At 56.5% G+C, this 20,937-nt stretch carries 25 protein-coding genes; 23 read left to right on the top strand and 2 right to left on the bottom strand.

What is annotated here, in order from left to right:
• Positions 1–29: 29 nt before the first annotated feature.
• The 23 genes from WE862_RS18440 to WE862_RS18330 all read left to right on the top strand — a co-directional run bounded on the left by WE862_RS18440 (position 30) and on the right by WE862_RS18330 (position 19,878).
• On the top strand, positions 30–254 hold the full coding sequence (locus WE862_RS18440; protein ID WP_042031435.1) for a hypothetical protein: 225 nt from the start codon (positions 30–32) through the stop codon (positions 252–254).
• A gap of 1 nt (position 255) precedes the next feature.
• Positions 256–486, top strand: a complete 231-nt coding sequence (locus WE862_RS18435) for a hypothetical protein (protein ID WP_042031434.1) — start codon at positions 256–258, stop codon at positions 484–486.
• Positions 487–539: 53 nt separating this feature from the next.
• Positions 540–719 carry a hypothetical protein gene (locus WE862_RS18430; RefSeq protein WP_225628359.1) on the top strand — a complete coding sequence of 60 codons (180 nt, stop codon included), beginning with the start codon at positions 540–542 and terminating at the stop codon, positions 717–719.
• 336 nt (positions 720–1,055) lie between these two features.
• Positions 1,056–1,616, top strand: a complete 561-nt coding sequence (locus WE862_RS18425) for a hypothetical protein (protein ID WP_225628360.1) — start codon at positions 1,056–1,058, stop codon at positions 1,614–1,616.
• A gap of 34 nt (positions 1,617–1,650) precedes the next feature.
• On the top strand, positions 1,651–2,013 hold the full coding sequence (locus WE862_RS18420; RefSeq protein WP_042031431.1) for a hypothetical protein: 363 nt from the start codon (positions 1,651–1,653) through the stop codon (positions 2,011–2,013).
• Positions 2,010–2,360, top strand: a complete 351-nt coding sequence (locus WE862_RS18415) for a hypothetical protein (protein ID WP_042031429.1) — start codon at positions 2,010–2,012, stop codon at positions 2,358–2,360. Before WE862_RS18420 ends, WE862_RS18415 begins: the two co-directional genes overlap by 4 nt.
• A gap of 61 nt (positions 2,361–2,421) precedes the next feature.
• Positions 2,422–4,119, top strand: a complete 1,698-nt coding sequence (locus tag WE862_RS18410) for a terminase (RefSeq protein WP_042031428.1) — start codon at positions 2,422–2,424, stop codon at positions 4,117–4,119.
• Entirely contained in the window at positions 4,119–6,245 is a 2,127-nt protein-coding gene (locus WE862_RS18405; protein WP_042031427.1) for a hypothetical protein, read from the top strand. The genes WE862_RS18410 and WE862_RS18405 overlap by 1 nt, the downstream gene beginning before the upstream one ends.
• A 119-nt stretch (positions 6,246–6,364) precedes the next feature.
• Positions 6,365–6,979: a Gp49 family protein gene (locus tag WE862_RS18400; protein ID WP_052448114.1), complete on the top strand. Its 615-nt coding sequence runs from the start codon at positions 6,365–6,367 to the stop codon at positions 6,977–6,979.
• A 136-nt stretch (positions 6,980–7,115) separates the two neighbouring features.
• Positions 7,116–8,045 carry a hypothetical protein gene (locus WE862_RS18395; RefSeq protein WP_042031425.1) on the top strand — a complete coding sequence of 310 codons (930 nt, stop codon included), beginning with the start codon at positions 7,116–7,118 and terminating at the stop codon, positions 8,043–8,045.
• A gap of 72 nt (positions 8,046–8,117) precedes the next feature.
• Positions 8,118–9,335 (top strand): DUF4043 family protein, encoded by a 1,218-nt coding sequence (locus WE862_RS18390; RefSeq protein WP_042031422.1) that lies wholly within the window; start codon positions 8,118–8,120, stop codon positions 9,333–9,335.
• 68 nt (positions 9,336–9,403) lie between these two features.
• A complete protein-coding gene (locus WE862_RS18385; RefSeq protein WP_042031421.1) occupies positions 9,404–9,793 on the top strand; it encodes a hypothetical protein in 390 nt (129 codons plus the stop codon).
• A 66-nt stretch (positions 9,794–9,859) separates the two neighbouring features.
• Positions 9,860–10,303: a hypothetical protein gene (locus tag WE862_RS18380; RefSeq protein ID WP_042031420.1), complete on the top strand. Its 444-nt coding sequence runs from the start codon at positions 9,860–9,862 to the stop codon at positions 10,301–10,303.
• Positions 10,303–10,932, top strand: coding sequence for a hypothetical protein (locus WE862_RS18375; RefSeq protein WP_042031419.1), 630 nt, complete (start codon positions 10,303–10,305; stop codon positions 10,930–10,932). Before WE862_RS18380 ends, WE862_RS18375 begins: the two co-directional genes overlap by 1 nt.
• 11 nt (positions 10,933–10,943) lie before the next feature.
• Entirely contained in the window at positions 10,944–11,603 is a 660-nt protein-coding gene (locus WE862_RS18370; RefSeq protein ID WP_042031418.1) for a DUF6682 family protein, read from the top strand.
• A 2-nt stretch (positions 11,604–11,605) separates the two neighbouring features.
• Positions 11,606–13,579, top strand: coding sequence for a prophage tail fiber N-terminal domain-containing protein (locus tag WE862_RS18365; protein WP_052448113.1), 1,974 nt, complete (start codon positions 11,606–11,608; stop codon positions 13,577–13,579).
• 113 nt (positions 13,580–13,692) lie between these two features.
• A complete protein-coding gene (locus WE862_RS18360; RefSeq protein ID WP_042031416.1) occupies positions 13,693–15,303 on the top strand; it encodes a hypothetical protein in 1,611 nt (536 codons plus the stop codon).
• Complete coding sequence (locus tag WE862_RS18355; protein WP_042031415.1) at positions 15,300–16,811, top strand: phage tail tip fiber protein; 1,512 nt, start codon at positions 15,300–15,302, stop codon at positions 16,809–16,811. The genes WE862_RS18360 and WE862_RS18355 overlap by 4 nt, the downstream gene beginning before the upstream one ends.
• An 89-nt stretch (positions 16,812–16,900) precedes the next feature.
• Positions 16,901–17,167 carry a hypothetical protein gene (locus tag WE862_RS18350; RefSeq protein WP_225628362.1) on the top strand — a complete coding sequence of 89 codons (267 nt, stop codon included), beginning with the start codon at positions 16,901–16,903 and terminating at the stop codon, positions 17,165–17,167.
• Between the two features lie 81 nt (positions 17,168–17,248).
• Positions 17,249–17,815 (top strand): hypothetical protein, encoded by a 567-nt coding sequence (locus WE862_RS18345; protein WP_225628364.1) that lies wholly within the window; start codon positions 17,249–17,251, stop codon positions 17,813–17,815.
• A 9-nt stretch (positions 17,816–17,824) separates the two neighbouring features.
• Complete coding sequence (locus tag WE862_RS18340) at positions 17,825–18,205, top strand: hypothetical protein (protein WP_042031412.1); 381 nt, start codon at positions 17,825–17,827, stop codon at positions 18,203–18,205.
• Entirely contained in the window at positions 18,205–18,465 is a 261-nt protein-coding gene (locus WE862_RS18335; protein ID WP_042031411.1) for a bacteriocin, read from the top strand. Before WE862_RS18340 ends, WE862_RS18335 begins: the two co-directional genes overlap by 1 nt.
• A gap of 12 nt (positions 18,466–18,477) precedes the next feature.
• Positions 18,478–19,878: a hypothetical protein gene (locus WE862_RS18330; RefSeq protein ID WP_042031410.1), complete on the top strand. Its 1,401-nt coding sequence runs from the start codon at positions 18,478–18,480 to the stop codon at positions 19,876–19,878.
• Between the two features lie 50 nt (positions 19,879–19,928).
• Here WE862_RS18330 and WE862_RS18325 read toward each other — a convergent pair whose 3' ends face one another.
• Together WE862_RS18325 and WE862_RS18320 are read right to left on the bottom strand one after the other, a co-directional pair.
• Positions 19,929–20,450 carry a hypothetical protein gene (locus tag WE862_RS18325; protein WP_042031408.1) on the bottom strand — a complete coding sequence of 174 codons (522 nt, stop codon included), beginning with the start codon at positions 20,448–20,450 and terminating at the stop codon, positions 19,929–19,931.
• Between the two features lie 2 nt (positions 20,451–20,452).
• Positions 20,453–20,923, bottom strand: coding sequence for a hypothetical protein (locus WE862_RS18320; RefSeq protein ID WP_156128725.1), 471 nt, complete (start codon positions 20,921–20,923; stop codon positions 20,453–20,455).
• Positions 20,924–20,937 lie beyond the last annotated feature (14 nt).

Genomic DNA, 20,937 nt, shown 5'->3' with positions numbered 1-20,937 from the left:
TAACCGGTAACCGCAGAGAGGAGAGTGCGATGGAACACATCGTTGAGGTGGTCATCAACTGGATTGTCATCCTGATGGCCGTGGTAGGGGGCGCATCACTGGTGGTACAGGGTCTGGCCAAGATTGCGGCCGTCACCCCGTCCACCCGAGATGATGAGATTATCGGGAAGGTTGATGCCTTCTTGGTCGGTCTCGCCAAGATCCTGGACAAGCTGGCCCTGAACCTGCCGGCCGACAAAGCCAGGAAGCAATAACATGAATAGCTTGCTCCAACTGCTCGACATTCTAACGGCCCTTCTGGGCCGTTGGCTTAAGCAGGAACGGGCAAGGGAGGCGCAGGAAAGCTATGACCAAAACCATAGTGACCCACAAGGGCGCTTTGCTGCTCGCTTCGGTGCTGCTTCTGGCCAGCTGCCAGACGGCGCCAAGCCAACCGGCGAACTGCCCGCCACCAACTCCCAGGCTGACATGGAGCCCCGCCAATAACGGCGGGGTTTGTCTTTCTGGGGAATCAACAGCCGACCTACTGGACTATCTCGATGCATTGGAGCGATGCAGTGGTTAATGGCATTACCGTGACCGGGGTGATCACTCACGTGAAGGAGTATGACGGCAGTCATGCCCTGGTTGTTCTCAATACCGGCGTCTCTGTAGTGGTACCGGCAACCCATCAGCCCGTACCCGGCGACACCGTTGTCGAAGGCGAGCTATCTCTCTAAATGGCAAAGACCGACTGGGCACAGCTCAATGCAGAATACCTGCGTGAGCACGAAGCGACCGGCATCAGTGCAAAAGACTGGTGTGACAGCCGCGGCCTGAACTACAACTCGGCGCGTCGCTATTTGAAATCTCGGGGGCAATCCCCAGCACAACCTGAAAAATATCGCGCAGCTGCGCAATCTGCGCAATCAGAAGTGCGCAAAACTGCGCAATCTGCGCAAAGTGCGCAACCAAAGGGGAATGAAGGCAAGGCCAAGAGAGGAGAGGGAAGAGGGGAAAGGTCATCTTCATCCCCACACACCTCGGCTGATTCAGGTCAGGAACCCAAAAACAAGATGGGGGGCGGCAGGGATGGCAGCGGCCGCTTTACTCTTGGGCACAAAGAGTCAGTAGGTAATTCAGGCAACCCGAACCCGCCTGCCAACATCAAGCCAGGCATGCAGATAGCCAAGACCCACGGCGGTTACGCCCAGTTCCTCGAGGCCGATGAGCTGTTCGACCAAGCCGAGGAGTTGAGGCTGCGGGACGAGCTGATATTCACCCGGGCTCGCGTTATCTCTGTCACCAAGACATTGAAGAACCTGCAGCAGGACTTGCTGGACGCCACCGAGATGACCGACCGGATTGCGCTCTATGACAAGATCCTGAAAGCCGAGCAGGCGCTGGATCGCAACATCCAGCGGATTGAGTCCATCGAGCGCACCCTTAGCACACTGCGCATTGATGCGGTGACCGGACCCAAGATTGAGGCGGACACCAAGCGCATTGAGGCGGCCACCCGCAAGCTTACGGCAGAAGCCGATCGGCTGGAGAAGGATGGCGGCAGCGATACCACTCCGGTCAGCGAGATGGTTTCAGAGCTGCACGACATGGGGACTGGCGGGCTGATGTCATGATAAAATATGCCGTCGCTATCAGCTGGGGGATGTAATGAGAATTTACCGCAAGGACGAGATGGGGAAGGCTGTTTACATCGCTGACTACCCGTTACCAAGAGAGGTGTGCGACGCCATCTATTCAGGCCGCGAGGGATGCGAGGTGTGGTACGAGCTGCCGCCTGTCATGGTGGGATTGCGACTGATTGGCAGTGACGAAGAGCATGATTATGCTGCCACCGTTACCCATGAGCGCATCATTCTTGAGCCATATCGTCTTTACCGTGACGGCGTGCTGTTCGAGATTGGAGCTATGATCGCCGACCCCATCCATGTGACGATGTTGGCTGATAACGCAAAGCAGCGCGCCGCAGCCAGGGATGAGGTGATTAGCATGACAGAGGAGGCGTCACAATGATGGTCTATGCAATAAGCGGCAATGGTGAGTGGGTGCAACTTTGTGGTCATCATCTGCTTCCGAGCAATGTTATTGCCGAGGTAAAGTCTGGCGACGTTGCGTGGCACACCTTTACGCTAGCAGCCAAACCGCAGCACCAGCCATGCCAAGAAGGCTGGCAATCAATGAAGAGTGATGACGGTCACATGTCAGTGCGCTTCGACATTGACCGATATGGCCCAAATGGGGCGATGTGTCTCCTTATCAGCCACCCTGGCCAGTCGCTTTTCTTCGTTGATTGGTTAGCTGGAAATGGCATCGATGAGCAAGAAGCTAATGAGCTTCGCCAAGCCATCAACGACCGGTAACCCAACAGCATCGACAACACCAACCCGCTTCGGCGGGTTTTTTATTGCCTGAGGCCAATCAATGACCGAACTCGACATCTCCGCCATGACTGAGCAGGAGCAGATGGCCTACATCCGCGCAAAGCTAAGCGATAAGTGGTGGCGGATGAACAACCTCTACATGATCGAGAACGAGCAGGGCCAGCTGGTGCGCTTCCGGCTGCGCCCGGCGCAAGAGCTGCTGTTCAAGACCATGTGGTGGCTGAACATCATCCTCAAGGCCCGTCAGCTCGGGTTCTCCACGGCCATCGATATCTACCTGCTGGATGAGGCGCTGTTCAACAAGAACCTCAAGTGCGGGATCATCGCCCAGGATCTGACGGCTGCCGGCGAGATATACCGCACCAAGATTGAAGTTCCGTTCGATAACTTGCCCGGCTGGCTCAAGGCCCAGTTCAAGGTGGTGACCAGACGCGGCGGGGCCAACGGCGGTCACATCCTGTTCCGGCATGGCTCCAGCATTCAGGTGGCCACCTCTTTCCGCTCCGGTACCGTCCAGCGCCTGCATGTCTCTGAACACGGGAAGATCTGCGCCAAGTACCCTGAGAAGGCCAAGGAGGTGCGGACCGGTACCCTGCAAGCCATCCACCCGGGCGCCGTGGCATTCATTGAGTCCACTGCCGAAGGTGTTGGCGGCGACTTTCACGCCATGAGCATGAAGTCACTGGAGCTGGCCAGGGCATCCGGCGAGCTCAGCAAGCTGGATTGGAAGTTCCATTTCTTCGCCTGGTGGCAGGATCCCAAGTATCGCGCCGACGTTCCGGCGTCAGGTGTGGTGGCCAGCAAGGCCAAGCTTGAATACTTCTCCGCTGTTGAGAAGGCGATGAACTGCACCATCATCGACGAGCAGCGTCAGTGGTACGTGATGAAAGAGTCCACCTTGGGCGCAGAGATGAAGCAGGAGTTCCCCAGCACGCCGCTGGAAGCGTTCCTGACCTCTGGCCGTAGGGTATTCGACCCCGTCGCCACCATGGATGCAGAGGGCGACTGCATGCCGCCTCTCATCGTCTACGACATGGACCCGGTAACCGGCCGGCGCGAGAAGGCCAGCAAGCCGGACAAACTGGACGAGCGGGGCCAGCGCTCCCTCGAAAACATGCTGCTGGTGTGGGAGTTGCCAGATCCCGATGAGGATTACGCCATTGGCGCCGACGTGGCGGAAGGTCTCGAGCACGGCGACCGCTCCAGCTTTGACGTGATCGCCAAGAGTGACGGGCGTCAGGTGGCCCACTGGTTCGGTCATCTGGATCCCGGTCTCTTTGCCCAACTGCTGGCCCACGTAGGTAAGTTATACGGCACCGCAGAGCATGGCCCTGCCTATATCGGCCCAGAGCGTAACAACCACGGCCACGCCGTATTGCTCAAGCTGCGCGAGCTCTATCCTACCCGACGCATCTACACCCAGGAGTATATCGACCGGGATCGGGACGATGAGACCCTGCGCCTCGGCTGGCTGACCACCCGCCAATCCAAGCCGATCGTGGTGGATGGCCTCAAGGCCCTGCTGCGAGCCGGGCAGTCCGGGATCCGCTGGATAGGCACCATTCACGAAGCAACCACCTATGTCTACGACAAGAGCGGCAGCATGAACGCCCAAGACGGCTGCTACGACGACCAGCTGATGAGCTACATGATTGCCCAAGAGATGCGCGCCCGCATGCCAGCCCGCGTCGTCAAACACGAATCCTCCCGTAAACCCAAGCACTGGATGGCCAACTGATGATCAACGCCCAACCAAAGGCCCCAAAGAAAGGCGGCCTCGACACCCAGCAACTGCTCAAGCTGATGAGCGATATCAATGGCCAGCCTGACTGGCGAAGCCTCGCCAATCGTGCCTGCGCCTACTACGACAACGATCAGCTGCCGCCCGAGGTGGTTAAGGCGCTCAAGGAACGCGGTCAGCCAATCACCGTCCACAACCTGATCGCCCCTACTATCGACGGCGTGCTGGGCATGGAGGCCAAGAGCCGTACCGATCTGATGGTTGTCGCTGATGACCACGATGACGAGCTCGAGCAGTTGGCCGAAGCCGTGAATGCCGAGTATTCAGACATGTGCCGACTGGGCGGTCTTGATCGCGCTCGTGGCGACGCATATGGCGGCCAGATTAAAACTGGCGTTGGCTGGGTGGAGGTGTGCCGCCGTGATGACCCGTTCGGCCCGCGCTACAAGTTCAGCAGCGTACACCGTGACGAGGTGTATTGGGATTGGCATAGCCGTGAGTCAGACCTGAGCGACTGCCGCTGGCTGATGCGCCGGCGCTGGGTCGATCTGGATGAGGCAAAGACCATGTTCCCGAGCAAGGCTGAGGCTCTGGAGTGGGGGGTTAACGATTGGAACGGGATGGTTAGCCTGACCTCAATCGAAGGGATGGATCCCAATCTGGTCAGCGCTTACGACGAATGGAGCCATTTCAGTGGCAAGGAGGTCGAATGGTGCAGCCGTGAGCGGGATCGTGTCCTGCTGCAGGTGGTTTACTACCGCACCTACGACCTGCGCGAGGTTCTTCTGCTCGACTCCGGGCGGGCGCTGGAGTTCGACAAGACCAATCAGCTGCATATCGCCGCCATCTCCATTGGCAGAGCAAGACTGGATCGCCGCCCTGTGGCCGTGATCCGTGAGTCGTGGTTTGTTGGCCCTCATCACCTTGTCGATCGCCCTTGTTCTGCTCCGCACAACATGTACCCGCTTGTGCCGTTCTGGGGCTACCGCAAGGACCGCACCGGAGAGCCATATGGCTTGATTGCCAGGGCGATTCCGGCACAGGATGAGGTTAACCTGCGCCGTATCAAACTTACCTTCTTGCTACAGGCCAAGCGCGTCATCATGGACAAGGACGCCACCAACATGAGCCGGGATCAGGTGCTGGAGCAGGTAGAGCGCCCGGATGGCTATATCGAGCTCAATCAAGACCGAGTCAACAAGACCAGCGTGAGCGACGCCTTCAAGGTGGAGCAGGATTTCAACGTGGCCGCCCAGCAGTTCCAGGTGATGCAGGACTCGGTGAAGCTCATTCAGGATACGATGGGGGTTTATGCCGCCTTCTTGGGGCAGGGATCGACTGGCCAATCTGGCGTTGCCATCAGTAATCTGGTGGAGCAGGGGGCGACAACCCTGTCGGAGATCAACGACAACTACCGGATGGGGTGCCAGCAGGTAGGGCAGCTGGCTCTGGCCTATCTGCTGGAGGATATGGCCAGCAAGCGCAACTACAAGGTGACCGTCAACCGTGACGACCCGCGCCGCCGCAAGGCTGTGGTGATCAATGTGGAGCAGGAAGACGGCAAGCTGACCAACGATGTGACCCGGTTGCGAGCCCATATTGCCCTGGCGCCAATCCAGCAGACTGCCGCCTACAAGCAGCAGCTGGCCGAGCGGATGACGCAAGCTATGTCCCAGTTGCCGCCGCAGGCTGCAGCGGCATGCTTTGATCTGCTGGTAGAGTTGATGGACGTGCCTCGCAAGGCGGAGTTTGTTGAGCGGATTCGCAACGCCCTGAACATCCAGAAAGACCCTGACGAGATGAGCGATGAGGAGCGCGCCGCCGCAGAGCAGCAGGCCCAGCTTGCCCAGATGCAGCAGCAGATGGCCATACAGGAGATGCAGGCCAAGCTGGCAGAGCTTGAAGGCAAGGCCGCCAAGTTGCAGGCAGAGGCCCATCGCATCACCAGGATGACAGACTCTATCCGCCTCGATGACGCCCTCAAGCAGGCCCAGACCGGTAAGACGCTGCAGGAGATGGAGCAGCTGGCAGCCCAGCAGCAGGCGATGCAGACCGAGCAAGCAGCACTGCGAGCCCAGCTTCTGGACACCATTCAGCAGCAGATTGACGCGATCGCACTCTGATGGTTGCTTTCCTAATCGCCCAGCGTTAGGATTTCTCCATCATGGCCCAGTCTCTCGAGATTGGGCCTTTTCATTTCCAGACCCGGCCATAGCGCCGGGTTTTTTATTTGGAGCAGGCCATGACTGACCGCCAGCAGATTGATGCCGAGATGGAGCGCGATATTCAGGCGCTTGGGTTGACCGCGCCGCGCGTGACACCTGACCAGATCGAGGCGCTGATGCAGGGAGTTCGCTATGAGGTGCTGGTTGTACCAGGCACCACAACCACGACGGCCACCGCCATTGCTGCCAACGGCTTTACCCTTGCCATCGGCATGACAGCCTGCGCCGACCCGGCCAACTTCAATGCAGAGCTTGGCGCCAAGTATGCAATCAAGGATGCAGAAACCAAGGCCCGCCAAGAGCTGTGGAAGCTGGAAGGTTGGCGGCTCAAGTGCCACCTTGATGGACCTATGCTAATGGTGAGCGATGATTGCCTGATAACAGGAGTAATCCGCACGAGCAAAGTACGCGGTGTTGATGGTGGAATCCCCAAGCCCAGTCACATTGAGCGCATGTGCCAGGAGCAAGAGCAACTGGCCGAGCGCACCGGCAAGCTGGAAGCCTTTATTCCGAGCGAAACATTCAAGCAGCTCCATCATCAGGAGCAGAACCGCATGAAGCGCCAGCTTGTTGCAATGCGTGAATATCTGGCCGTGCTGAATGAGCGCATTGCCGCAGTAACGAATCCATAGCGATAGACGATAGCAGCAGCAATTGCCCGCCTTGTGCGGGCTTTTTTATGCCCAGCCCCAGCCGGGGAGCGCTTTTACGAGAGCGTTCCCCCGCTTGGGCAGCGATACCACCCACTGAAAACCCACGAGGACGACCATGAGCAAAACCATCGATAACCTGACCGGAACTGAAAGCCTGGACGAACTGGAAGCCATGCTGGCCGATATCGAGCGCGAGCCCGATGCCGAACTGGACAATGGCACTGACACCAAGCAAACGGACGTACAACCCGCGCCGTCGGCGGGCGAAGTGGCAGCCGGTAGCGAACAAGCCGCAGCCGCTCAGGTTGAGGAACAGGCCAGCACACCTGAAAAGGTCGTTATGGCCAAGAACGGTCAACACACCATCCCGTATGAAGTGCTGGAGCAGGCGCGCAACGAGACCAAGCAACTGCGTGAGAAGCTGGCTCAGGCGCAGCAGGCCCAGGCTGAGCGGGATAAGTTGCAGGCGCTGTTGGAGAAGAATGGGATCGACCCATCGGTTGACCCGGACGACATCAGCCAGGAAGAGCTGGAGCAACTGGCGCAGGACTACCCTGATCTCGGAAAGTCCATCGCGGCCATTGCCCGCAAGCTCCAAAAGCTGGAGCCACAATCCGCGCCGCAACAGGTTCAGCCAGTCGCCAACCCGGTACAGGCCGCACTGCAGGCGGTACCTGACCTTGCCGCATGGCGTGATGGCGACCAAGACCGCTTCGATATGGCCCTCACTATCGATGACAAGTTGCAGGCCGACCCCGCGTGGAACAACAAGCCGCTGGCAGAGCGATTCGCAGAGGTAGCTCGCCGTACCAAGCTGGCCTTTGGTGATGAGGTTGAAGCGCCTCCCGCTAAGGCACCCAGCAAGGCGGCAGAGAAGCCGGCTGACTTTATCCCGTCCAGCCCGTCAGCACTCGGCCAAACCCATCAGGCTCCGGCAACTGGTGTTGAGCGTTATGGTTCCATGTCCCAGACCGAGCTGGTCGGGGAGTTTGGCGCCATGACCGATGCCCAGATTGACGCCCTGCTGGAGCAGTCCGGGTTCTAACCAACAACCCTGTGTATATCAACCAACCCCGACCACTGTGTCGGGGTTTTTGTTTTCATGTAGGAGAGGATCATGACCCAAGTCACCTCGGCGCAAGCCAACAAGATTTTGCAGGCCGCCCTGTTTACTGCGGCAAACCGTTCCAACTCGTTTGTGAACATGCTGACCGAAGAGGCACCCAAGGGCGCCAAGGTCAACGGCGGCAAGCAGACCAGCGCTGGCGCCCCGGTAGTTCGCATCACCGATCTGGCCAAGCAGGCTGGCGACTCCGTTGACATGCAGCTGTTCCATCAGCTTTCTGGCCGCCCGACCATGGGTGACAAGAAGCTGGATGGTCGTCTCGAGTCCCTGTCCTTCGCTGACTTCTCGCTCAAGGTTAACCAGACCCGTCACGGCGTGGATGCCGGCGGCAAGATGAGTCAGTCCCGTACCAAGCATGACCTGATCAAGACTGCCCGAGTGCTGCTGGGTGATGGCTACTATGGTCGCCTGGTTGATCAGCGCGGCTTTGCCCAGTTGGCTGGCGCCCGTGGCGATTATTCCGCTACCGACATCATTCTGCCGCTGGCTGATGATCCGGAGTTTGCCGACATCATGATCAACACGCTTACCGCGCCAACCTACGAGCGTCACTTCTTCGGCGGCGATGCGACCAGCTTCGAGGGTATCGATGCCTCTGACCGCTTCAACCTCGGCTGCGTTGACAACATGTCGCTGTTCCTGTCGGAGATGGCCAACCCCATCCAGCCGATCCGCATGGTCTCCGACCCGTCTGGTGGCGAACCGCTTTACGTGCTCTACGTCACCCCGCGCCAGTGGCACGACTTCTATACCTCCAGCTCCGGCAAGGACTGGCAGGCAATGCTGGCATCCGCGATGGAGCGCAGCAAGGGCTGGAACCATCCCATCTTCCGCGGTGAAGGTGCGATGTGGCGCGGCATTCTGGTCAAGCCATACAAGGGCATGCCGATCCGTTTCAACCAGGGCAGCACCGTCAAGGTGTGCGCAGCAAACTCCGCGACCGGCGTGGAAGTGGACAAGGTTGCTGGCACCACCATCGACCGCGCCGTGCTGCTGGGCGGTCAGGCGCTGGCTAACGCCTTCGGCTCTGGCGAGCAGGGCGGTTCCTTCGGCATGCACGAAGAGAAAACCGACCACGGCAACAGCACCGAGATCTCCATCAGCTGGGTATCCGGCCTGCAGAAGATCCGCTTCAAGCAGCGCAACGGCAACATTCAGGACCATGGCTGCATGGTGTTGGATACCGCCGTCAGCGCAGTAGGCCGCTAAGCCACCCACCGTAGCGAGGGGGTTGATACCCCCTCCTGTTGATATCTGACCAGATAAGGAGCCATGTCATGGCCAAAACTACCCTGATCGCCCGAGCTTACCGCTGGTTTGTTGGTTCGTTCGGCAACCTCTCTATCTCCCCGACCCTGGTGGCCAAGCTGGCGGCCGTGCCGTCCGGTGATGTAGTCGCGTTCGGTGACAAGGTGGAGCCCAACCTGAAAGTGGTTGGCGCCACCCTCATCAGCGGCGCGCTGGGTGCCAGCACCACGCTGACCGTAAATATCGGCGCCACCACCATCATCAACGCCGAGAGCACGGTGGCGGCAGTGGCCAAGTATTTCCCGGTGGATGACCTGCTGACCGATGTCGGGCAGGAGATCACCCTCACCGTCGGCGGTGGCGCGGCGACCGGCACGGTCAAGCTCAAGCTGCACTATGAGGTGATCGGCAACCTGTAAGGCTGCCCGTCACGCCATGCCCGGCCAAGTGCCGGGCTTTTTCATTTCTGGATTGGAGATATTGCCGTGAGCGACAAAATTGCCGTGGTTTATATCGGCGACAAGCCGAGCAAGAAAGACACAGTGACCGGATCCCGCCTGGTGTTCCCACGCCACACGCCAGTTGATGTGGAGAGCCACATCGCCATGCAGCTGCTGGAGTTCCCCACCGTCTGGGTCAGCAAAGAAGCGCTGGCCGGCACGCTGGAGCGACAGGAGACTATCGCAAGAAAGGAAGCGGAAGAGCAGGAGCGCCTTGCTGCCGAAGCGGCCCGCCTGGCCGAAGAGCAGAGCATGGTGGTTGGTGATATCGATCTGGCCAAGCTCACCTCTGCCCAGCTGGCGACCCTCGTTGAAGGTGAGGATTTGGGCATCGAGAAGCAAGGTGCGAAAGAGAACGTTGGTGAATTCCGCATTCGCGTTCGTGATGCCATGAAAGCCAAGCTGGCTGCCGGTCAAGGTGGTGAGTAATGGTGCCGGTGCTGGATAGCCGTCTGGTTAGTCCGGACACCCTGATCCCGCTGGTTCGCCAGCGGGTTTCTGGCCCGCTCGACAGCATTATTCGGCAGGCCATCATTCGGGCTGCAATCGACTTCTGTAAGCGTAGTGCGCTGATCCACCTTGAGCGCCAGTTTGACGAAGTGCTCGAGGGGCAGACGGTGAGCTTTGCCAAGATGAGCAGCATCAATCGCCAGGCTCGTCAGGATGTGCGAGATCCGCAGGTGACAGGATCGGTGATCCACCGCATCACATCGCAAGGCGCACCTCTACAGCCAGGCACCGACTACCACGTCCAGTCAGCGGAGTCTGTGCGGTTTCTTGTGGCATTGAAGAATGTCTGCATCATCGGGGCCATTGAGCCGCTGCCAAGCGCAACACTGATCCCGGCCGCGCTGGTAGAGGATTACGCCGAGGCTATGGCTGACGGCGCAGCAGCAATCCTGCAGTTGCAACCAGGAAAGCCGTGGGCAAGCCCGGAACTGGCGCAACTGAACAAGGCTCATTTCAATGAAGCGGTGCGTGATGCCCACCGATTCCGAATTGAGCAAACACCTAACGCCCAGATCCATAACCCTGTGCGTCGCCATCAATTCTTCTAGGGGGTCTCAAGATGACTACCGTCAAGGCGCTTCTTGAGCGGATCTCTATCGAGCTAACCGACAAAACCCGGGTGAGCTGGTCAGCTGCCGATCTGGTCAGCTACTACAACAGCGCTATCGCTGCGATCGCCAATTACCGGCCTGATGTTTTCGCCCAAACACAGGAGTTCACCTGCGTGGCCGGAACCCGCCAAGCCATGCCTGCAGGTGCTGTAAAGCTCATCGAGGTAGAGCGCAATACTGGTGGTCGCAAGATCAGGTTCTATAAGCGCGGCGAACTCGACGACCTTGACCCTGAGTGGATGACAGGCACCGGTGCGGCGGCGGCAGAAGCATACCTTCACGAGCCAACCAACCCGCGCACCTTCTGGCTGTACCCAGGGGTTGCAGCCGAAGTCAAAGTGGATCTGGTACTCAGCTCCCTGCCTGCGCCGGTTGACGTGGCACAAGTGGAGTCTGGCGTTGCTCTGCAGGTGGATGACACCTTCCTCACCCCCTGCATGGACTGGATTATCTACCGTGCCTACCTGCGCGACTCTGACGACACTGCCAACTCAGCACGCGGCCAGCTCCACCTCCAGGCATTTGCCCAGTACCTTGGCATCAAGTTGCAGATGGAGCGCGCAGTAATCGCTTTACGTGACGACAAGTTTCAAACCAATCAGGGGTAACCATGATCCGCATTTTCGGCACCATGACCGACCCGTCAGGCTCACCAGTTCCCGGGGCCATCATTGAACTAAGGTCAATCAGCAGCACCAGCGAGGTGCTGCTTGGTTCCACCGTCAACCATAAGTGTGATCAGCAAGGTGCTTATAGCTTCCAGTTGGCTGCCGGAATGTATGATGCCTATGCGCAGAATGATCGCTGTGGAGACATGGATTACCTCGGCACGGCCAAGGTTTCCGCTAACAGCGCAGATGGCGACCTTCATAGTATCCTGGTTGATGGTGGTATCAATATCACCCCACCAATGCTTGATAGCGCATTAGCAGCAGCGCAGCGAGCCGAGTCAGCAGCAGACATGACTGCGGCAGACAGGGTTATCACCAGTCAGAATGCAGAATCTGCCAAGACAGACTCTGCTTCCGCCAAAACAGCAAAAGATGGGGCAGTCTCGGCAGCTAGCACAGCGGTTTCTGCCAAGGACAGTATCGTATCTGACGCTAAAGATGTCAGAAGCCTTGCTACTCAGGTAGCAAATCAGGCAACAGATGTGTCTGCCAAGCATGGTGATGTGGTAGCCAAGGCTGCGCAGGTTTCTGGTCAGGCCGATATGGTATCTGCCAAGCATGCGGAGGTTATAACCAAGGCGCAGCAAGTGTCTGGTGATGCGGCTGCGACCCAGTCCGCAAAGAGCATATCTGTTGCGGCTGCGGATACTGCCACACAGAAAGCTGCGTCAGCTGCGATCCATGACGCCTCGGCTCAAGATGCTGCGACTCGGGCTGAAAATGCGGCATCAGCCGTTGTTGGTGCAGTTCTTGACGGTGGGGAGTGTGACCTGTCAACTGGCGCATACCCACAACCAATAACAGTAGCAGGCAAGAAGTATTCAACTATTTGGTATGTAGCTGTAGCAGGATCAGTATCAGGCGTTGCTTTTGATGTCGGTGATCTTCTGCGCTACACGACAGCCAAAACTGGATACTATTTCAAAGTTGACGCTAAAGATGAGGTTTATAGCGTTAACGGCGAAAAGGGTGCCGTTCAAGTTACACCTGCAAAAATCGGAGCGGAGGTTGCTGGCGTAGCCCAAAGCCTAGTTACGCAACACGAAGCGAAAAACGGGGCACACTCTATTGCCGGGGTTTCCGAGTTGCAGGGCGCATTAGACGCAAAACTTAACGCTAATTTAGTTAGTTCGTTTGGTAAAACCCTTATAGACGATGCGGACGCACCCACTGCTAGAGCGACACTTGGCTTAGGCACTTCAGCAACAAGAAATACTGGAAATGACGCAGGGCAACTCCTGCCGCTTGGATCTGAGTCGCTTAATAAAGTCGTAACTGGGGCACTAGTGCCTAGCACTCTTGTCGCTGGTCAGCAATTTCAGCAGAATGGGGCGGGTGGTGACACCTCTACGCAGATGGGGATCGGTTATTGCGTCGGTACTTCAATGCGCTACTCTGGCGCACCCATTTACGCTGTTTGTATGTTTGGCAACCTTGGGGCAGGATATATCTTGCACAATGCATTGGCCGCAGAGCAAGGTGGTATATGGCGGCAGGCAAAGTTCCGTGACGACAGAAACACAACAGTTGATGCGAACGGGTTTATAAAAAACGCATCACCAATTGTAAGAGTTGGAGCAGTTGATATTCAAACAAGCGGCGACGAACCCTGTGGTCATGGTGTATGTAACTCAGAAGCCGTTGGTGTAACCGTTGAACGAATCAAAACTGGCGTATACAAAGTTACTGGTTCAAATGGGTTTGCCAAAGAAGGCTGGTATATCGAAACCCCGCATGACGCAAATGGAAATAAGCTTCTGCATGTGAGATACAACCAGAACGCGGATGGGTCTGTAGACATATTCACGTCAACTCCCGACTATAGCTCTGGAAAATGTGACGCAGGCGAGCCAGCGGATATACCTGTTGGTAGATGGATTGATATTCGGTTAGACATGCCTGATGTAGTCTGAGTAACCTCAGATGATATTCTTGCCTGAATGCGAGCATATCGTTAGGATGTGCAAATAATGGCCCTGCTCTACCGAGTGGGGCTTTTTCATTTCTGCCTTTCGAGAAAATCATCATGCCGCTTATCGACATCGTAACCATGCGAGGTATGGTGCCGCGCGTGGAGGATCACCTACTGCCTGATGAGGCGGCAACATTGGCTCAGGACTGCCAATTTGACCGCGGCTCTGTGGCCCCGCTCATGCAAGACAAGCAGGCTGGCATCTCCTTCCCTGTCAATCCTGTTACGCTGTTTCACTACTATGGCGACCACTGGTTTGCTTGGAGCAAGCTGGTTGAAGTAATGCGGTCTCCGATCGCGCAAGATCAGTACAACAGGGTCTACTTCACCGACGGCGAGTTCCCAAAGCTGACCTATGACGCCATAGCTACAGCCGGAAGCAGCAAACCTACCAGCTGGTACCGTCTTGGCGTTCCAGCACCAGAAACCCCTCCAAACATGCAATCTGTAACCCCTCCAAGTGGCAGTAAGGATGACGACCCTACAGACGATGAGACGCGCTTCTACGTTGAGACCTATGTGACAGGTCTGGGAGAAGAGGGGGCTCCGGGTCCGGCCAGTGGCAAAATAACCATTACCATTCCGGGATCTACTGTCGTTGTGGGTCTGTCACCAGCGCCAACCAACAACAGCAATATCACTCGTCGCCGGCTGTACCGCTCTGTTTCTGGTGGCGGGCTTGCTGACTACCTGCTGGTTGCAGACTTGCCGATCGCCACCGTGAGCTATAGCGACAGCAAAAAGGATGGGGAGCTTGGCCCGGTGCTGGAAACTTATGGCTATTCGATGCCGCCAGAGAAGATGCGCGGGATCTGCCAGATGGCTAACGGCATCTGTGCCGGCTTTGTTGGCAATGCCGTGCTGTTCTCTGAGCCATACCTGCCGTATGCGTGGCCGGAGAAGTACAAGCTGACCACTGAGCACGATATTGTGGCGGTCGCTGCTATCGACACGGCTTTGATAGTAGGGACGAAGGGTTACCCATACCTGTTTCAGGGCGCGTCCCCATCGTCCATTACAGGGCAAAAGCTGTCATCTGTGCAGCAGGCATGCGTGAGTGCTCGTTCCATGGTAGCGCTGGATGGTCTGGTGCTCTATGCATCCCCAGATGGTTTGGTTGGTGTCGGCGCAGATGGTGGCCACCTTGTCACTGAGGGGATCATCACTCGGGAGCAGTGGCAGACGTTGAAGCCAGACACCTTGCGAGCCTGGTACAGCGAGGGGAAATATGTTGCCCTAACCGACACTCATGGATTTGTGTTCGACCCGAAATCTGGCGATCTGCGCTGGTTGAGCGGGCGGTGGGATGCCGCGGTGCCAGACATGCAGCTCGATGCACTGATGCTGGCCAAGGGAAGCCAGTTGTACCAGTGGCGCGGCGGAATCTCTCCGCTCTCAATGCGTTGGAGATCCAAAGAGTTTGTCTTGCCTCCTGGCGTTCGCCTTGGTGTGGCAAGATTGATGGGTGAATCGCTCAACTCAGTTGGTTTTTCGCTGTGGCTGGATGGCGTGAAGGTGTTCGAGCTTGCAGCAGGGTCTGTTCCTGAAACTGCGTTCAGGTTGCCTCCGCTACGAGGCCGGCGTTGGCAGGTAGAGGTAACGGGAACTGCTGCAGTAGAGCGGATCATGCTGGGCGGTAGCGTCTCGGAGGTGTCTGCATTATGAGTGGCGCATCATTTCGAGCTAGCAACACCCAGCAGGGCCTGACTGAGAACATGCAGATCCTGACTGGGCAGAAAGGGGATCGGCTAGATAAAGCCCTGACATTGCGTGAAGCCGCTGCGCTTGGGATGGTTAACTTGCGGCGTAATGGGTCTGGCCAGATTGTGCCGGAGCTTCCTCCTGACAAGCCGACCGACCCGGAGTGGTCTGGGGTACAGCAGCCTGTGGCGCCAACTGGGGTAACAGCTGATGGCGCATTCCACACCATCACGCTGACCTGGGATACCCCGGCATACAAGGGGCACTCCTATGCTGAGATCCTGCGAGCGGAGGTTGATAACCCATCAAAAGCTGTATCAATTGGCACAACGCTTGCCAATGTTTACTCAGATGCTGTTGGCAAGGGGTTCTCTGCCTTCTACTGGGTTCGGTTCGTTAACAAGAATGGCATGGTTGGCCCATATCATAGCGCTATCGGCCTTCATGCTGAGACCAGTAAAGATATTCAGGACATCATCAATGAACTGGATGGAAAAATAAAGATTAGCCATTTTGATCAGTGGCTAAAGCAGGATTACGAAGGAGTAAAAGAAACTGCAGCCAGCCTAGAAAGTGGTGTTGGTAGCATGTGGGCAGTCAAGGCCAGCGCCAGCCAGATTAACGCAGGCATTGGTCTGGTTGCTAAATCAGATGGTACCAGTCAGGTTTTTATAGCAGCAAGCCAAGTGTTTGTTTATGACCCAAATAACCCAAACAATAGCACCGCACCGCTATTTGCCATTGATCAAGGCAAGGCTGTCATTCAAGAAGCCATGATTAGAAGCGCCACAATACAGATAATTCACTCAGAGAAAATTACCGCTGACTATATCAAGGCAGGGGTTAGCATCAGTGCTCCGCTTATCACTGGCGGACAGATAGATATGGGTAACGCCTTTATGTCTGGCGGATCGGCTGGCTTCGGTAAAGGTGGGCCATATGCCGCCTGGGGCTGGGGTTGGTACACCATGATTTATGCCGACGGCAGTGTGTATACCAATCGTCTGCGGGCAGAGGGTGGCTATGTTCGCAATATGACCATAGGTAATTGCACGATTGAGCAGGATTGCATTGTAAAAGGAACTGTTTATGCCGACAGGATCGTTGGCGATGTAACAAAAATGCTCACCAATAAGGCTGGCTTCAATATTCCTGCATACAGCAGGTCAAGAAATCTAATTCTTGTGCAGGGTGGAATAGTATATCGACGTCGGTTGTCTGGCTCTGGGAGCATTAGCCTTAACCTGCATACCTACCTTAATGGGGTATTAGTAGAAACATCAGTAACAACCGTTAACCTTCCAACAGGTGGTGGTGTGGATGTATCAGTGACAGCGCAGCCATTTATGGTTATTCCAGCTAATACAGATGCTGTAATTTCTTTTACAACAACAACGACTGGAAATGTTAGTGATACAGGACCTGAATACAATGACACATCTAGGGCAGTATGGCTGATGGCATTGGCATGATTAGAGAAATAAACCGAATTGCCAACGATATAGGCAACCCAAGGCTATCAGCAGAACTGCAAGACGCCATCCGTAACAGGGTGGCGTTTTTGTTTGTACGCGGAGGTGACGGATTTGTCCTCAAGCCGCTGGCTGAGAATGGCGTTACCGGAGTGCTGGTATGGGTCGGCTGGGGGGATGGAGGGGCGCCAGAGCGGCACCTGCCGGAGGTAAAGCGCCTTGCGCGCCTGATAGGTGCCCGCTGGCTGCGCTTCCACTCATCCCGCAAGGGGTGGCTAAGGGTTGCACCGAGAATGGGGTGGGTGCGTCAGCCTGATGATGCTGACGGGCTCTATGTGTTTCAAATCAACCTGTGATGGGGTGAGGTATGGGTAAGGGTGGCGGGCTGCAATGAGATCCAAGAGACGGAGGCCCAGCGAGCAGCTGCTGATGTGGCTATGGAGCAGTGGAACCTCTACAACTCCGACTTGAAGCAGTATGAGGACATCTTCATGAACAAGGTGGATGACCTCAATAGTGGCAAGGAGTACGACAAGCTTGCCGGCACCGCGGCACTTGGTACTGCTCAATCATTTGGCGAGGCGCGTTCGAGCTTGGCCGACTCCATGGCGGCTGGCGGCATTGACCCTACCAGCGGCAAGTATCAAACCGCCATGTCTGACTTGGAGACAGATCAGGCACTGAGCCAGACCGACACCACCAACCGCGCCCAGTCAAGCCAGCAAGACAAGTATGTGGCTGGACTCAAGGATGTGGTGAGCATTGGAGCTGGCCAGAAGGCCGAGGCGCTGGCCGGCATGGGTGACGTGGCCAGCACCAGCTTGCGCAAAGCGGCCTTTGACGCGCAGAACTCATTTGCCGACAAGCAGGCTACAGCAGGGTTGGTTGGTGCTGTGGCTGGAGCAGGAACTGCATACGGCCTCAACGAATTTAAATCTCCTGCGCCAGCAGCAACCAAGAAGATCAGCCCTACAGCATCGGTGCTGCAGGGCAAAGGCTACTAAGGGGGAGTCATGGGATACGCCGCCGACACTTACGCAAAGATCACCAGAGACCAGTACCAGGACTGGAAAACTCGATTCTACCCCAAGCAGAAGGAGCTGATGGAGCTGGCTACCAACGGCCAGTTGCTGCGTGACCAGCTTGGCCGGGTGGATGAGAACAACGCCAATGCGCTGCGCTCTGCCCAGCAGGCCACGGCAAACCGCAATGCCCGCATGGGGGTGGATGCTCAGCAGAACCCGGGAGACAACAGTCAGGGTTTGCGCATGGCATTGATGACTGCCGGCACCGAGAACGGCTTGCGTGAGCAGGAACAGGCTCGCCAGATGGGGATCTTGACCGGTGCTGATGCTGGGCTGCGTGAAGCAATCAAAACAGGTGGGGGTATGTGATGGGGTACGGACTGCTTGATATTGGCGCCCAGACGCGCCAGCAGGGTATGGCAGGGTTGCGCGATGCGGCCAATCGAGAGCAAGAACTCGAGCTTGGCAATAAGCAGCTCAAGACCCAGGAGAAGCAGGCGAAGATGTCTGCAGCTGGCGCAGGGGCTGCCACTGGCGCCATGATTGGCGCATCTTATGGTTCGGTTGGCGGCCCTGTAGGTGCTCTTATCGGTGCCGGCGTTGGATTTCTGGCAAGCAGCTTGTTTTAAGGTGAGGTGAGTATGGGTGTATCAGGATTGGCGGAAGGCTTTCTGGCCGGCTTCAACACCATGGACCGCTATCAGCGCGGCCAGAAAGAGGACGAGCGCGCCGATAAGGCAATGAGCCTGCGTGACGCAATGTGGCAGAACGAGCAGGAGCGGCAGAAGGTTGCGGATGATCGCTACCAGAGCGAGCTTGATTACAGGAGCGGACGTGATAAACGTGCCGATGATAACTATGAGCGTGAGTTTTCGTTGCGAGAGCAGGAGGCCAAAGGTCTGCGTGATTATCGGAACGCTCAACTAGGGATTTCAATGGCTGAGGAAGGGCGCCGCAAGCAGGAGTATGACTGGCAGGTGCAGGATCGCAAAAATCAGGAGTTCCAGAAGGAAAACATGCCGATCATTCAGTCTGGTTGGCAATCCGTGTCAGAGGGAAAAGACCCTGGGCAGCAGTTCTGGAATGTGGTGCGGGATCCTCGAGCAGGGTCATTCAACCCGGAGCGCTACCTGCAGCAGGATTATGCAGACGCCGGCAAGACCTTTGTCACCTACGCTGGCAACCTGATGCGCCAGGCTCAGGAAGGCAAGCTCGACCCGACCACGCCAGAAGGGCATGCGGCCGTGAATAACCCGCAGTTCATCAAGGCAGCTGGCACCCTCTATCAGGACGAGGTAAACAAGGGGGTTGGCGACATCGACCCTGACAGCGGCAAGACCATAACTGGCAAGCAACTGAGCAACATCATGATCACCCCTGATGGGCGCGGTGTGGTGCTTGGGGTAGAGGTGACTTACGACGACGGCAGCAAGGCAGTCCGTCCGGTAACCGACAACCGGACCTCTGCACCTGACGACCACCCCAAGGTGATCCCCATCAATGACTTCTTGAAACCGGCCTACCAGCGAGCAGCTCTGGCGCAGCACATGATCGGCAACGCTGACCAGCTGCGCACCTCCCTTGGCCTGACAGCAGGGCCGGATCAGGCAGGCTACAAGAAGGCGGTTACTGATCTTGAGAAGCAGCATGGCCAGAACCGAGCCAGGATCTCCTCCAGCAACGCAGAGGACAAGGATCTGCAGCTTGATGCGCTAGACACCCAGCTTGAGCAGAGTAAGGCTGCATTGGCTGAAACATACGGCATGACAGGGAAAACAGACGAACCTAAGCAGGCTGCCCCACTCAAGGAGTGGGCCGGCGGCGATCCGGATCGCTTGCAGTTCATCAAAGAGGCAAACCAGCACGGAAAGCTTGGTGGCCTGATGGATAATCCTACTCGGATGAACACGGCGTTCGAGCTGTGGCGCCAGCAGGCGACCAAGCAGAAGCAGGCAGAGCAGGCAACGGTAACGGCAGGTCGGCTACGTGATGCAGAGACCAACGCCTATCAGGCAATTAGCCTGGCGCAGGCAATGAAGTGAAATTAAAAAAAGCTCCCATACATGGGAGCTTTAAATACGACCTAGCGCTACTAGGTTTTTGAAAAATTATTGAACAACTGCACAACCATCCAAGCAACGGATGGGAACGCCACCGCCAGGCCAATCACCCATTTCATTGTGTCAAATCTGGCGTCAGAATGAGCTTTTCCTACCTTTAACTCTGCATTTTCAATCTTCGCCATTAACAAGGAGTGATTCTGAATAATGCGCTCTTCGATTGCTCGATGCTTTTCGATTAATCGCTCATCCATTGCACTGATCTTGGCGTCAATTGTGTCGTTCTTTTGTGCCGTAGTCGTTTTCAGCAGCTCAAGCTTATGCTCAATGGAAGTAGCTAAAGATTCTTTGCCAGTTCTGACTTCTACCGTCAGGGATTCGTGATCAGCTTTTAGCTGACGACCAATGGCCTCATGGCTAGCCTTTAGTTGAGTGATTGACTCAATCACCCATTGTAGTTGGGCGTTGTCACCACCTCGACTTGGGGTGCCTTCCTGTCTTGGCAGCACACCAAGATCGCTATCAAGCGCTGTATGTCTCGGCGATGTGTTCAAGATTACACCCCCTTACCAGCCAACCAATCCCAGGCGTCTTTTGAGTGATAGCCATAGTAGGTTGTCACATAAAGAATAAGAACTCTGCCAGCACCACCGGTGCTAACATCCAAGAAATCCGACATCTCTTTTGGGGTGACTACGTTGGCGTTGTTAACAAACCAAGTGCGGTCATCAACCCGGTGGTAATCAATTGGCGCCAGTTTTTTTGCAATGAAACTCTCAAGCATTGCAGGATCGCCTGATGCCAATACTGCAAACACTGCCATGTATACCTCTTTGTTCTTATTTGATGCGCTTTTACCAATCTTAACCGCAACATGCGTTAGTTTAAAGATAAAGAAGGAAAGGCTTGGTTGAATCTTTACCAACCCAGCGTTAGCATCTCTCCATAGTCGGCCAGTCTGCTTATTGGCCAGCACTCCCCATATCAAGCCCTGATTGGTTCGCCGATCGGGGCTTTTCTTTTGCACAAAAAGCCGAGGAC

Source organism: Aeromonas jandaei, from assembly GCF_037890695.1.
GTDB lineage: Bacteria > Pseudomonadota > Gammaproteobacteria > Enterobacterales > Aeromonadaceae > Aeromonas > Aeromonas jandaei.
This window is presented reverse-complemented; position numbering and strand designations above follow the sequence as displayed.